We start from the raw sequence: 13,535 nt of genomic DNA, 5'->3' as shown, positions 1-13,535 counted from the left end.
TGCTCGTGTACAAAAAGAAGGGGGCAGATCATGAAAGCAGCCATTTATTGCCGCCTGAGCAAAGAAGATGAAGATAAAATTGGTGAATCGGAGAGCATTCAGAATCAAAAGTCGATGCTGCTCCAGTACGCCCTGGAGAAAGGATTTGATATTTACCAGATCTATTCGGATGAGGACTATTCCGGCATCGACCGGAACCGTCCGGCATTCAATTCGATGATACAAGCCGCAAGCGAACATCAGTTTGATGTGGTACTGGCCAAAACGCAATCCCGTTTCACCCGTGACATGGAACTCGTGGAAAAATATCTGCACGGAAAGTTCATGGAGTGGGGCATCCGCTTCATTGCGGTGGTAGACCATGTGGATACCAACGATACCGCGAACAAAAAATCCCGCCAGATCAACGGCCTGATCAACGAGTGGTATCTGGAAGATCTGTCCACCAATGTCCGCTCGGTGCTTGACCACAAGCGGAAAGAGGGGCTGTTCATCGGCTCTTTTGCACGGTATGGATACTGCAAAGACCCAAATGCAAAAGGAAAACTCATCATCGACCCGGAAGCAGCCGAAGTGGTAAGGCGGATCTTTTCCATGGCTCTTAACGGGATCGGCGCACACAAGATCGCACGCATCCTGAATGACGAAAAAATTCCAAGCCCAACAGCCTATAAGCAGCTGCATGGCATCCATTACCGCAGTGCATTAAAGAATACAAATGCGGCTCTTTGGAGCAGTCCCACCGTATATCAAATATTACATGATCAGCTTTATATCGGAAATATGGTGCAGGGAAAGCATAAAAAGATAAGTTACAAGTCTGAAAAGACGATTTGGCTTCCAAAATCGCAGTGGATCGTTGTAGAAAATACGCATGAAGCTATTATTGAGCGAGAAATGTTTGAAACGGTCCAGAGGATGATGCAGGAGCGCACCCGGAGCGGCGAGAAGGGAACGATCCATCCGCTGGCAAAAAAAGTGGTTTGTGGATGCTGTGGCAGCTGCATGGAGCAAACGGGCCGTCAGCCGAGAGCGGATGGAACACAAAGACGCTATGTTCGCTGCCGGATGCACCAGCGCGCACCGGAAGTGTGCGGCAACAGGACCTGTACCGATATGGACGCGTTGGAGAATGCTGTACTGGAACGTATCCGGGCGTATGCGGCAGACTATTTTGACCCTGAAAAAGTTACCCTTCCAGAACAGGATGACCCCATCCGGCAGCGAGAGCAGGCCAGGCGTGACGAGCTGAAACGGTTGAAGAGCGAAGCAGCCCGGCGGCGCAAGGCCATGCAGGAGCTTTATCTGGATAAGGTGTCAGGTTTAATTGATGCCGTTCAGTTTTCTGAAATGAACCAGACCTTTCTGGAAGAAGTGAAAAAGGCAGAGACCCGGATCGATACATTGGAAACGGAACTGGAACAACAGCAGGAAGAAACCGGTGGAGTCCAGACACAGATGCAGCGTGTCCGTGAACTGGCACAGGTTTCGTACCTGACCCGCGAACTTGCTGTACTGTTGGTCCATCGTGTTATTGTCAGCCCAAAAGATACGCTTACCGGAGAACAAAAAATAACGATCGAATGGAATTTCTGAGTCGGCAGACAGCTCGACTGCCCCGCTGGGCTATTTTCGTCAGCCCAGGTCGGATACACCTCACTGGACGCCACGTTGGCGATATAGCTGCGGAACGAGACGGTGACGTTCCGGGCCGAGGCGGCGGGCCTGCCGAGATGGACGGTGATATTTTTCGGGATGATGACCCGGTCCAGCACCCGCGGCACACAGGCGAGGGACGGGGTCGGGCCGCTGCCGCCGTCGCCGGTGAAGAGGCTGTGGGGTGGGATGACGATGGGGGTGTTGGGCGTGTCCCGCATCTCCTCGGTGTCGGGTATCATCTCGGGCTGGGCCAGCGTCACCTGCCCGGGAAAGACCTGCACGCCCTGGATGCGGACGGTGCGGTAGCCGGTCTTGGAGGCCACGAGGTCACAGACCGCGTAGGGGGGCTGCGTGGTGTTGTCCTCGTCCAGCGAGAGAGCACAGGCGGGGGTGGTAAGGGTGACGTCGTCGGCGTTGCCTTCGGCGTCGGTCAGGCGGGTGGCGGTGAAGCCGTCGCCGCTGACGGTGACGGTCACACCCTCGACAGGGCTGGACTGACGGGCCGCAAAGGCCTGAATGCGGAGAGTTCCGGTGTTCTTCATGGAGATACGCTCCTTTGCTGGTAAAAGTATGCTTTTGCCCCAGCGTATTCCGTCCGGCGCCCGGGCGTGCATGACAATGCCCGGTGCAAACAAAAAAAGCCGCCCGTAGGCGGCAGGAAATTACAGAAATCAAATTTTCTCTAAAGGCTTCCCCCGGTTGGGGGGAAGCTGTCACCGCAGGTGACTGATGAGGGCGCAAACGAGCAGCAGCTTACGGGAAATTGCCCCTCATCCGGCTGCTCTGGGACGAACTCTAAAAGTTGATTTCCGTGGCAGGGGAGAATAGCTTATTTGGCGTTGTCCTTGGCAAGGGCAGCGTCAATATTTTTTTGCAGGGCGGCAAGGTTTTCTTCCTTGTCGATGCCGCCCAGCAGGGGCTGGCCCACAACGTTGCCGTCCCGGTCAAAAACGTAGGTGGTGGGGAAGGCCATGATGTTCAGCGCAAACTTGCCGGCGTCGCTGCCGGAGGCAAAGTAGATGTTGCGGTAGCTTGCGCCCGTTGCAGCCAGCAGTTTTTTGGCGGCATCAATGCCCTGCTGGTTGCCGTCTAGCGTCTCGGTGTTGATGCCGACAACCTCGCCGCCCTGTGCCTTGACCTTCTCGTTCAAGGCGTTCAGGTCGTCCAGTTCCTCTACGCAGGGCTTGCAGCCGTTGAACCAGAAGTTCACCACCGTAAAGGCGTTGCCCGCAAACAGACTGTTGTCCACCGGGTTGCCCTCTAAATCGCTGCCCTCAAACTGGGGGAAGGCAGTGCCCTGTGCGGCAGCGCCGGAAGCGGCCGCGTCCGCGAGGGCAAGGGTGGCAATCTGCTCCTCGATGGCACGGATTTTTTCTGCATCGGCGGTCAGGGTCTTGTACTCCTCATCCGAGAATTGGTCCTTTGTCTTTTCCACGGAGCTGCGCAGAAAATCGCCGTAGTTCGTGCTGAGGGTGGTCTCAGTCATGTTTTTGTCCATGGAAGCGAACACCTTCTCCCACAGGGCATCGTTTGCGGAAAGGATCTCGTTTTCCTCGGCCAGCAGCTGCTCCTCGGTCTTGGTTTCCGCTGCCGCAGAGGAAGCGGCAGAAGAAGAGGATGCAGAAGATGCAGAGGACGCGCCCTGCCCGCAGGCGGCAAGGCTGAAAGCCAGCGTAAGGCTGAGCAAAAGTGCGGTTACACGGCTGAATTTCATGGTTTTACTCCTTTGTTGTTTCGGTGTTTGATTGGTCTCCCAGCCCGAACTTGTACTGGATGGCGTCCGTGGGGCAGGCTTTCATACACATCCCACAGCGGATACATTCGGCGTGGTTGGGGGTCTTGGTAATGTCTACGTCCATCTTACAGGCCCTTGCGCAGGCGCCGCAGGAGACGCATTTGTGGGTGTCTACACGCATCTGGAACAGCGAGACCTTGTTCAGCAGCGCATAAAACGCGCCCAGCGGGCACAGCCACTTGCAGAAGGGGCGGTAGAACACCACGCTGCCCATAATGACTGCCAGCAGAATGCAGGCTTTCCATGTGAACAGCTTGCCCAGCGCGGCGCGGATGCCAGCATTGGTCAGGGAGAGGGGAAGGGCGCCTTCCAGCACGCCCTGTGGGCAGAGATATTTGCAGAAGAAGGGGTCGCCCATGCCCAGCTCGTTGACCGCCAGCAATGGCAGCAGCACCACCATGACCAGCAGCACCGCATACTTTAAATAGCGCAGCGGCTTTAGCTTTTTGGTGGAAAGCTTGGGAGAGGGAATCTTGTGCAAAAGCTCCTGAAACCACCCGAACGGGCAGAGGAAACCGCAGATGAACCGTCCCAGCAGCACCCCGAAAAGGATGAGAATGCCGGTGATGTAGTAGGAAAAGCGGAATTTGGAAGAGCCCACTACCGCCTGAAACGCCCCCACCGGGCAGGCACCGGCAGCGCCCGGGCAGGAATAGCAGTTCAGCCCCGGGACGCAGACGTATTTTCCATTGCCCTGATACAGCGTTCCTTTAGCAAAGTTGGGCAGGTGGATGTTGGTTAAAAGGGTCGCTCCGGCCTGTATAAAGCCCCGGAACCGGGCAAGGGGATTTAATTTTTTCTTATCCAATGCCCACACACTCCATACACAGCCGGATGGCTTTTGAAAATACGGTGTCTGCCTCGCCCCGCCATACGCCGAACAGCAGCATCAGTACCCCGGCAGCAAGCAAAAGCAGCTGCGCCTGTTTTTTTGTCATGAACATCATAGCCTCCTGCTGTTTGATGGCACCAGTATACACTATCCGGGATAAAATTTCTGCGAAGAAAATCTTAACACGAATCTTAACACCGTCTGCTATAATCTGTTATAATGAAGAAAAACGCAAGAAATGGATTTTTTACGGGAAGGGTGGAAAACAAAATGCGCCTTTTGGTGGTAGAGGACGAGCACTCCCTGCGGGAGGACATTGCCCGGAAGCTGCGGCTGTCCGGGTACGAGGTGGACGCCTGTGCAGACGGCGAAGCCGCATTGGAAGCGCTGACGGCAGAGCGGTACGACCTTGTGCTGCTGGACCTCAATCTGCCCAAGGTGGACGGGATGCAGGTGTTGCGCAGCTTACGGCAGCACGACCTTGAGACCTGTGTGCTGATCTTATCAGCGCGCAGTGAAATTTCAGATAAGGTGGAGGGGCTGGATGCCGGGGCGAACGATTATCTTTCCAAGCCATTCCACCTTGCAGAATTGGAAGCCCGGGTGCGCAGCCTGACCCGGCGCAAGTTCATCCAGCAGGACGTCTGCCTGTGCTGCGGGCGGCTCAGCTTCAACACCCGCAGCCGCGTTGCCACGGTGGATGGTCAGACCCTTGCCCTGACGCGGAAGGAGAGCGGCGTACTGGAATATCTGCTGCTGCATCAGGGACGCCCGGTCAGTCAGGAAGAGCTGATTGAGCACGTCTGGGACGGAAGCGTGGACAGCTTCAGCAACTCCATCCGGGTACATATCTCTGCCCTGCGCAAAAAGCTGCGGGCGGTGCTGGGCTACGACCCCATCCGCAACCGCATCGGGGAAGGCTACGAGATCGGAGGAGAGGTACAATGAAACGGTTGTCCCTGCAATGGCGCATCACCCTGCTGACGGCGCTGCTCATCGCCTGTGCCTGCGTGTGCATGAACCTGCTTTTATACCGCACCGGTGCAACCGGCATGGATGCCCTCAACGGCTTTATGATGCAGTATCAGCCCGGCAGTGAGGATTCCTTGACCATCGAGATCCCGCAGGAGGAAATGTCCAGCCTGCTGGCGCATTTTTCACAGGAAGTCTACGATGCAAAGGTGGTTTTTGGCCGCAAGGGCTGGTGCATTACTGCTGTGGTCACCATCCTCAGCGCGGCCATCGCTTATTTTGTCAGCGGCAGAGCTCTGAAACCGTTGCAGCAGCTTGCGCGGCAGGCGCAGCGGGTCGATCAGGACAGCATTGCTACCGTCCGTCTGGACGAAGATACCGTGCAGGAATTCGGGCAGTTGAGCCGGTCGGTAAACCGGATGCTGGATGGCCTGGCACAGTCCTTTGAATTACAACGGCAGTTTGCGGGCAACGCAGCCCACGAGCTGCGCACCCCGCTGGCTATTTTGCAGACGAAGCTGGAACTGTTTGCAGAGGAGCACCCAGCCATGGATGCCGAGACTGCCGGGCTGGTCAGCTCTCTGCGGGAGCAACTGGATCGCCTGACCGCCCTTGTGCGCACTTTATTAGAGATGAGCAATCTGCAATCGATCTCCCGTACTGACCAGATCGCCCTTGCACCGCTGGTGGAGGAAATTTTGACCGACCTGACCCCCCTTGCCCAGAAAAACAATATCTCCTTGCAGCAGGACTGCGCGGAACTGGGCATGGTGGGCAGTGATGCGCTGATCTACCGACTGGTGTTCAATCTGGTGGAAAACGGTATCAAGTATAACCGCCTCGACGGTGCGGTGCGCGTCACTCTGCGGCGGGAAAAGCAAACTGCCGTGCTGCGCGTTGCGGATACCGGCCCGGGCATCCCCGCAGACTGCCGGGAGAGCATCTTCCAGCCCTTTTTCCGGGTGGATAAGTCCCGCAGCCGGGAGATGGGCGGCGTGGGGCTTGGCCTTGCCCTTGTGCGGGAGATCGCCGTACTGCACGGCGGCAGTGTGACTGTGGAGAGCAGCAGCGAAAACGGCACTACCTTTGTCGTCACCCTGCCGCTGGCACAGCCCTGTTGAAGCAAGCAGAGCATGGAAATCGTGCTTCCGAATAAAGGCTTCCCCCGGTCGGGGGAAATCTGTCCCCAAGGGGTGAAGGCTTTTGCCCAGTGACGATTTGTGCAAGCATGGGAAGGGGGCTTTATTTTTGGCACACGGGGGAGTATACTGGAAACAGCAGGCCCCGGAAAATAAGAAGGACAAAGGAGATACTGAAAATGCAGGCGACCATTCAAAACGAATTTCTGAGCCTTACGGTGGACACTCACGGTGCCGAGGCCGTCAGCCTGAAGAACGCGGCGGGGGAGGAGCTGCTCTGGCAGGCCGACCCGGCAGTCTGGAAGCGCCACGCGCCCATCCTCTTCCCGTGGACTGGCAAGCTTAAGGACGGCAGCTTCACCCATGGCGGCAAGACCTACAAGGGCGGCCAGCACGGTTTTGCCCGGGACGTGGAGCACACCCTGCTGAAAGCGGAGGGCGACACCATCCAGCTCGAGCTGCGTCCGGATGAGGCCATGAAGGCGGAGAAGTTCCCCTTCGACTTCGTGCTCACCAGCACCTTCCGGCTGGACGGAAAGACCCTTCACCACACCCTCACCGTCTCGAACCCCGGCGCCGAAGAGCTGCGGTTCGGCATCGGCTACCACCCGGCCTTTCAGGTGCCGTTCGATGACAGCCACACCGTCGAGGACTACGAGTTCCGCTTTGACCAGCCTGAGAGCCCGGTCATCCTCGACGCCAGCGGGGGCGGCCTGCTGACGGGCAAATGCTACTACCAGTGGAAGAACCAGCAGGCCATCCAGCTGACCAACGACCTCTTCGACAACGACAGCTTCTGCATGGCAGGCCTGCGCACCAGGACGCTGGGTATCTACGAGAAGGACACGGGCCGCAGCATCGTCTGCGATGTGGCCGGCTTCCCCTACACCCTCATCTGGTCGGCCCTGTCCAAGCCGGTGCGCTTCGTCTGCATCGAGCCGTGGAACTCGCTGCCCGCCTCGGTGGACGATCCGCAGGAGTGGGAGCAGCGTGCCGCTGCGGCCTGCCTCGCCCCCGGTGAGGAGTGGAGCACGACCCTCAGCACGACCTTCAACCGCTAAACTGCAAGCAAAAAGGGAGGCGCCCCGGCGGGGTGCCTCCCTCTTTTTGTGCGATAAAATTTACAGAGCCTTGATGGCGGTCTTGATGCGCTCGGCAGCCACCCTGGTCTTTTCGGCGTCACCGAAAGCGGTCAGGCGGAAGTAGCCCTCGCCGCACTCGCCGAAGCCCACGCCCGGGGTGCCGACGACGCCGCAGTTCTCCAGCAGCCAGTCGAAGAACTCCCAGCTCTTCATGCTACCGGGGCAGCGCAGCCAGATGTAGGGGCTGTTCTTGCCGCCGCAGTACCACACGCCGCACTCGTCCAGAGCGTCGGCGATGACCTTGGCGTTCTTGCGGTAGTAGTCGAGGTTGTGCTGGATCTCAGCCATGCCGCTCTCAGTAAAGACGGCGGCAGCGCCGCGCTGCACGACATAAGGCACACCGTTGAACTTGGTGGTCTGGCGGCGCAGCCAGAGCTTGTTGATGTTCATGCCGTCACGTTCCAGATCTTTCGGCACGACGGTGTAGCCGCAGCGGGTGCCGGTGAAGCCTGCGATCTTGGAGAAGGAGCAGATCTCGATGGCGCACTCGCGGGCGCCATCAATCTCGAAGATGCTGCGGGCCAGCTCGCCGTCGGAGATGAAGCACTCGTAAGCGGCGTCGTAGAGGATGATGGCGTTGTTCTTTCTGGCGTACTCCACCCATGCCTTGAGCTGGTCGCGGGTGTAGGCAGCGCCGGTGGGGTTGTTGGGGCTGCAGATGTAGATGATGTCAGCCTTCACGCTGTCGTCGGGCATCCCGAGGAAACCGTTCTCCTGACTGGTGCGGCCATAGATGATCTTGCGGCCATCGGTGACATTGTCGTCCACATAGGTGGGGTAGACGGGGTCCGGAACGAGGACGGTGTTGTCCACGTCGAACAGGCCCAGCACATTGGCAAGGTCGCTCTTTGCACCGTCGGAGATGAAGATCTCGTCCTCGTCCAGCTTGGTGCCGCGGCCTGCGTAGTAGCCCTGAATGGCCTGCTTGAGGAAGGGGTAGCCCTGCTCGGGGCCGTAGCCGTGGAAGCCTTCCTTGGTACCCATCTCGGTGACGGCGTCATGCATGGCGTCCACGACGCACTTGGCCAGCGGCTGGGTCACATCGCCGATGCCCAGACGGATGATCTCCTTCTCAGGGTGTGCCTCCTGATAGGCGGCGACCTTGTGGGCAATGTCCACAAAGAGGTAGCTGGCCTTCAGCTCATTGTAATGTTTGTTCATTTTCATGATACTTTCCCTCAATTCTTTCTTTATAAGTGGCTTGCCCTCTCAGGCCGCTCCGCGTCCGGCTCCCTCAGAGGGAAAGCCAAAAACATAACGGAGAGGGCAGGGATGCTTAAACTTCAGTGACGCCTTCGCATACGGTGACCGCGCTGCCGGTCATCAGCAGTTTTTTGCCCGGCAGCACCCGGATGATGAGCTCACCGCCGCGCAGCTGGACGTGGACGTCCTCCCCGGCGGGGCAGACGCCCAGCTCGGTCAGCGCCGCCACGGTGGCACAGGTGCCGGTGCCGCAGGCCCAGGTCTCGCCGCTGCCCCGCTCCCACACCCGCATTTTCAGGTGGGTGGAGTCCACCACCTGCACGAACTCGGTGTTGACCCGCTCCGGGAAGTTCGGGTGCTTCTCGAACGCCGGGCCGATGTCCTCGAGCTTCAGGCTGTCCACATCGTCCACGACGGTGACGCAGTGGGGGTTGCCCACGCTGATGCAGGTGACGCGCCAGGTCCTGTCCTCCACGGTGAGGGGGCAGTCCACCAGCGGGCCTTCGCCCATATTCACGGCGGGCAGAGCCGCCGCCATGGCGGAGTATCCGCCCATCTCCACCTGCCAGAGCTGGCGGCCCTTGCGGGTGATGGTCTTGGTGCCGCTGTTGGTGTCCACGACGAGCGTCTCTTTGGCGACGCCGTGGGTGTAGAGCCACTCGGCCACGCAGCGTACGCCGTTGCCGCACATCTGGGCCTCGCTGCCGTCGGCGTTGAAGATGCGCATCCGTCCGTCTGCGCCGGCCGTCACCGGGGCGCAGATGCAGATGATGCCGTCCGCGCCGATGGAAAAGTGGCGGCGGGAGAGGTCCTGCGAAAGGGCTGCGATGTTCTCCGGCACACCGCTTTCGCGGCAGTCGAGATAGATATAATCGTTGGCGCAGCCCTGCATTTTGGTAAATGAAAGCTTCATGTTGAAAACTCCTTTGGGGCTGCTGGTCAGTCCCCATAAACTTGCCACTCTATAATGATAAGAAAATAGCCCCCGTCTGTCAAGCAGAAAAGGGCTGGCAGAGAGATTTTGAGCGGAATTTTTGCCCGGAAAACCATGCCGGATGCAAAACGGGGCTTGACAATAAGCATATCATGGGATATAAAGAAAGAGAGCGTTCTGCGCAGGGAGACAGTCTGCCCGCCAAAGGGGAGGAGGGAAAGGCTGCCATGGTCTGCGCAGCGTGAAGATGCGAAATTAAAGCAAAAGGAGACCGCTATCATGGATACGTTTGAGAAGATCCGCGCACTGCTGGCAGAACAGCTGGACATCGACCCCGCTAAGATCACGATGGACAGTGACATTATGGGCGATTTTGAGGCCGACAGCCTCGACATCGTGGATATGGTGATGACGCTGGAGGATGAGTTTGGCATCGAGGTGCCGGACGACGCCATCGAGAACCTGCGCACGGTGGGTGATGTGGTGAAGTTTGTGGACAGCCACAAGGGCTGAGCGACCAACAAGCAAAAAAGCCCCGCATCCGCGCCTCTGCACACGGCAGAGTAGGCGGCGGGGCTTTATATATGGGTTCGTGCGGAACGATGAGCGTTTGGCGCACGGCCTTGGGAGGATAAGATTAAAATGGCAAAAGACAACAAAAAGCTCGTACAGGCGATCACCAGTCAGGAGGAGAACTTCGCACAGTGGTATACCGACATCTGCGTCAAGGCAGAGCTGGTCGAGTATTCCAGCGTGAAGGGCTTCATCATCCTGCGCCCCTATGGTCAGGCGATTTGGGAGCTCATCCAGAAGGATATGGATGCCCGCTTCAAGGCTACCGGCCATGAGAACGTGGCAATGCCCGTGCTGATCCCTGAGAGCCTGCTGCAGAAGGAAGGCGAGCTGGTCAATGGCTTCGCGCCGGAGGTGGCGTGGGTCACGATGGGCGGCTCCGACAAGCTGGAAGAGCGTCTGGCTGTCCGCCCCACCAGCGAGACCATGTTCTGCGACCACTGGTCCCGCGTGCTGCACAGCTACCGCGAGCTGCCCATGAAGTACAACCAGTGGTGCAGCGTCGTGCGCTGGGAGAAGACCACCCGTCCCTTCCTGCGCAGCCGCGAGTTCTGGTGGCAGGAGGGCCACACCATCCACGAGACTGCCGCCGAGGCTGAGGCTGAGACCCAGCAGCAGCTGAACTGCTACGCAGACGTCTGTGAGCAGGACCTGGCTATCCCTGTTGTCAAGGGCCGCAAGACCGATAAGGAGAAGTTCGCCGGTGCTGAGGCTACCTATACCATCGAAGCCATGATGAAGGACGGCAAGGCCCTGCAGAGCGGCACCAGCCACTACTTCGGCGATAAGTTCAGCAAGGCTTACGACGTGACCTTTACCGGCCGCGACAACCAGCTGCATCATCCGTTCCAGACCAGCTGGGGCGTTTCCACCCGTCTGGTGGGCGCTATCATCATGACCCACGGCGACGACGACGGTCTCATCCTGCCCCCGGCTGTCGCCCCCATCCAGGTCGTGGTGGTGCCTATCGCTGCCCACAAGCCCGGCGTCTCCGAGAAGGCTGCTGAGCTGGCCGAGAAGATCTCCAAGTACGCCCGCGTCAAGCTGGACGACAGCGACAACGCTCCCGGCTGGAAGTTCTCTCAGTGGGAGATGAAGGGCGTGCCTCTGCGCCTCGAGATCGGCCCCAAGGACCTGGAGAAGAACCAGTGCGTCCTCGTCCGCCGCGACACCCGCGAGAAGGTGTTCGTCTCTCTGGACGAGCTGGAGACCGCGATCCCGGCCCAGCTGGAGGCTCTGCGCAAGGACCTGTACGAGCGCGCTCTTGCCAACCGTGAGAAGCGCACCTGGGCTGCCACCACCATGGACGAGGTCAAGGAGCTGGCCAAGGCCAACACCGGCTACATCAAGACCATGTGGTGCGGCGACCTGGCCTGCGAGATGAAGATGAAGGAAGAAGTCGGCCTGTCCAGCCGCTGCATGCCCTTCGAGCAGGAGCACCTGAGCGATGTCTGCCCCTGCTGTGGCAAGCCCGCCAAGACCATGGTCTACTGGGGCATCGCATACTAAGCGAAACTTTTGCAAGACAACTGAGAGCAGCCGCTTTCCTCACGGGAGAGCGGCTGCTCTTTTGTGCGATCTGGCAATAATCTGGTAAAAATTTTGTAAAAGGGGTTGAAAAAATCGTCCAGCCGTAGTATGATGACGGGGCTGAAAAAGGCAAATACTTTACAGGAGGAAGCGAATACGATGTCCGGCGACCATTTAGACAACCCCAAACAACGCTCCTCCTGCGATGCGGGCAGTATGGATTGAATCTGCCGCGTCCTGAATGCATCTGCCCATGATACACCGCAGGAGTCTGACCAAAAGACGACGCGGTGTATTTTTATGCCCCAAAAGGGGAGGAGAAACCCAAGATGCAGCAGAAGAACTACCAGCAGGAAATACTCGCCCTCATCCACAGCGGCCTGCCGCAGGCAGAGCTGGCCGAAAAGCTCTCTGATTACCACGAGAACGACCTTGCCGACGCCCTCGCAGCCCTGACGCCCGACGAGCGCCAGAAGCTCTATGCCGTTCTGGGCGTGGATACCGTGGCCGAGATCTTCTCCTACCTGGACGACGCAGAACCTTACCTGAAAGAACTGCCCAGCGAGAAGGCCGCCAATGTCGTTTCCCACATGGACTCGGACGACGCCGTGGACGCTCTGGACGACCTCGAGGAAGAGGATAAAGCCAAGATCGTCGGCCAGCTGGACAAAGACTCCGCCGAAGATGTGAAGATGCTGCTCTCCTACGGCGAGGACGAGATCGGCAGCAGCATGACCACCAACTACATCTGCATCCGGAAGGACATGACCATCCGGCAGGCCATGAGTGAGCTGGTGAAGCAGGCGGGCGAGAACGACAACATCTCTACCCTCTACGTCGTGGACGAGAACGACAAGTTCTACGGCGCCATCGACCTGAAAGACCTCATCATCGCCCGTGCGGAGGACCGCCTCGAAAAGCTCATTGCCCGGTCCTACCCCTATGTGACCGACCACGAAAAGATCAGCGACTGCATCGACCGCATCGTAGACTACGCCGAGCGCTCTCTGCCTGTCCTGAACGATGCCGGCGAGCTGGTGGGCATCATCACCTCGGCAGATGTCGTCGAACTGGTCGATGACGAGATGGGCGACGATTACGCAAAGCTGGGCGGCTTGACCAGCGAAGAAGATTTGAACGAGGGCGTCTTCGAGAGTGTCAAGAAGCGCCTGCCCTGGCTGATCGCTCTGCTCTTCCTCGGGATGCTGGTGTCCTCGGTGGTGGGTGCCTTTGAGTCGGTGGTGGCTGTCCTGCCCATCGTCATCTGCTTCCAGTCCATGGTGCTGGATATGGCGGGCAATGTCGGCACCCAGTCGCTGGCCGTCACCATCCGCGTGCTGGTGGACGAGAACCTGACCACCTCCAAAAAGCTGCATCTGCTCTGGAAGGAGATGCGGGTGGGTCTGGTCAACGGTGCGCTTCTGGCCGTCATGGCGCTGGGCTTCCTCGGCTGCTATATCCACTTCTTCAAAGCCTATGCGTGGGGACAGGCGTTCCTGCTCTCCGGCTGCGTCGGTGTTTCCCTCATCGTGGCGATGGTCATTTCCAGCCTGGTGGGTACGGTCATCCCCATGCTGTTCCATAAGATCCATATCGACCCCGCCGTGGCGTCCGGCCCGCTCATCACCACCATCAATGACCTCGTGGCCGTTGTGGTGTACTACGGTCTGGCCATGATCGTGCTCATTGATATGTTCCATCTGGGCTGATTTTTGAATAAGAGCAAAGGCTCCGGCACTGCCGGAGCCTTTTTGTG

The 13,535-nt window shown here is 58.6% G+C and carries 12 protein-coding genes; 7 read left to right on the top strand and 5 right to left on the bottom strand.

The features are described 5' to 3' along the window. Positions 1–30 precede the first annotated feature (30 nt). Positions 31–1,596, top strand: a complete 1,566-nt coding sequence (locus AAAU26_RS13245; protein ID WP_227618400.1) for a recombinase family protein — start codon at positions 31–33, stop codon at positions 1,594–1,596. Positions 1,597–2,488: 892 nt separating this feature from the next. On the opposite strand, the gene AAAU26_RS13240 is transcribed toward AAAU26_RS13245, so the two are convergent. Genes AAAU26_RS13240 through AAAU26_RS13230 form a run of 3 tightly spaced genes read right to left on the bottom strand, consistent with a single transcriptional unit; the run spans position 2,489 to position 4,398 of the window. Then, a complete protein-coding gene (locus AAAU26_RS13240; RefSeq protein ID WP_227618399.1) occupies positions 2,489–3,373 on the bottom strand; it encodes a TlpA family protein disulfide reductase in 885 nt (294 codons plus the stop codon). Between the two features lie 4 nt (positions 3,374–3,377). Further along, a complete protein-coding gene (locus AAAU26_RS13235; RefSeq protein WP_149794985.1) occupies positions 3,378–4,262 on the bottom strand; it encodes a 4Fe-4S binding protein in 885 nt (294 codons plus the stop codon). Beyond that, on the bottom strand, positions 4,255–4,398 hold the full coding sequence (locus tag AAAU26_RS13230; RefSeq protein WP_333490614.1) for a CD1871A family CXXC motif-containing protein: 144 nt from the start codon (positions 4,396–4,398) through the stop codon (positions 4,255–4,257). Before AAAU26_RS13230 ends, AAAU26_RS13235 begins: the two co-directional genes overlap by 8 nt. A gap of 158 nt (positions 4,399–4,556) precedes the next feature. Between AAAU26_RS13230 and AAAU26_RS13225 the strand changes: the two genes are divergently transcribed. From AAAU26_RS13225 to AAAU26_RS13215, 3 genes are all read left to right on the top strand, one after another. Next, complete coding sequence (locus tag AAAU26_RS13225) at positions 4,557–5,234, top strand: response regulator transcription factor (RefSeq protein WP_149795017.1); 678 nt, start codon at positions 4,557–4,559, stop codon at positions 5,232–5,234. After that, the gene (locus tag AAAU26_RS13220) at positions 5,231–6,379 is read left to right on the top strand and encodes a sensor histidine kinase (protein ID WP_227618398.1); all 1,149 of its coding nucleotides are present in this window, start codon (positions 5,231–5,233) and stop codon (positions 6,377–6,379) included. Before AAAU26_RS13225 ends, AAAU26_RS13220 begins: the two co-directional genes overlap by 4 nt. A gap of 197 nt (positions 6,380–6,576) precedes the next feature. Then, positions 6,577–7,458: an aldose 1-epimerase family protein gene (locus tag AAAU26_RS13215; protein WP_227618397.1), complete on the top strand. Its 882-nt coding sequence runs from the start codon at positions 6,577–6,579 to the stop codon at positions 7,456–7,458. Between the two features lie 60 nt (positions 7,459–7,518). On the opposite strand, the gene AAAU26_RS13210 is transcribed toward AAAU26_RS13215, so the two are convergent. Both AAAU26_RS13210 and dapF read right to left on the bottom strand, forming a co-directional pair. Further along, complete coding sequence (locus AAAU26_RS13210; RefSeq protein WP_227618396.1) at positions 7,519–8,706, bottom strand: LL-diaminopimelate aminotransferase; 1,188 nt, start codon at positions 8,704–8,706, stop codon at positions 7,519–7,521. 109 nt (positions 8,707–8,815) lie between these two features. After that, positions 8,816–9,655, bottom strand: a complete 840-nt coding sequence (dapF, locus tag AAAU26_RS13205; RefSeq protein WP_149794981.1) for a diaminopimelate epimerase — start codon at positions 9,653–9,655, stop codon at positions 8,816–8,818. 300 nt (positions 9,656–9,955) lie between these two features. Here dapF and acpP point away from each other — a divergent pair, with 300 nt between their 5' ends. From acpP to mgtE, 3 genes are all read left to right on the top strand, one after another. After that, on the top strand, positions 9,956–10,189 hold the full coding sequence (gene acpP / locus AAAU26_RS13200; RefSeq protein ID WP_015564715.1) for an acyl carrier protein: 234 nt from the start codon (positions 9,956–9,958) through the stop codon (positions 10,187–10,189). A gap of 129 nt (positions 10,190–10,318) precedes the next feature. Continuing rightward, complete coding sequence (gene proS, locus AAAU26_RS13195) at positions 10,319–11,758, top strand: proline--tRNA ligase (protein WP_158394787.1); 1,440 nt, start codon at positions 10,319–10,321, stop codon at positions 11,756–11,758. Positions 11,759–12,108: 350 nt separating this feature from the next. Beyond that, positions 12,109–13,488: a magnesium transporter gene (mgtE, locus tag AAAU26_RS13190; RefSeq protein WP_158394786.1), complete on the top strand. Its 1,380-nt coding sequence runs from the start codon at positions 12,109–12,111 to the stop codon at positions 13,486–13,488. The last annotated feature ends 47 nt before the right edge of the window (positions 13,489–13,535 follow it).

This window comes from Faecalibacterium longum, assembly GCF_040094125.1.
GTDB lineage: Bacteria > Bacillota > Clostridia > Oscillospirales > Ruminococcaceae > Faecalibacterium > Faecalibacterium longum.
Note: the sequence above shows the minus strand (reverse complement) of the source record. Positions and strands in the feature narration are given on the sequence as shown.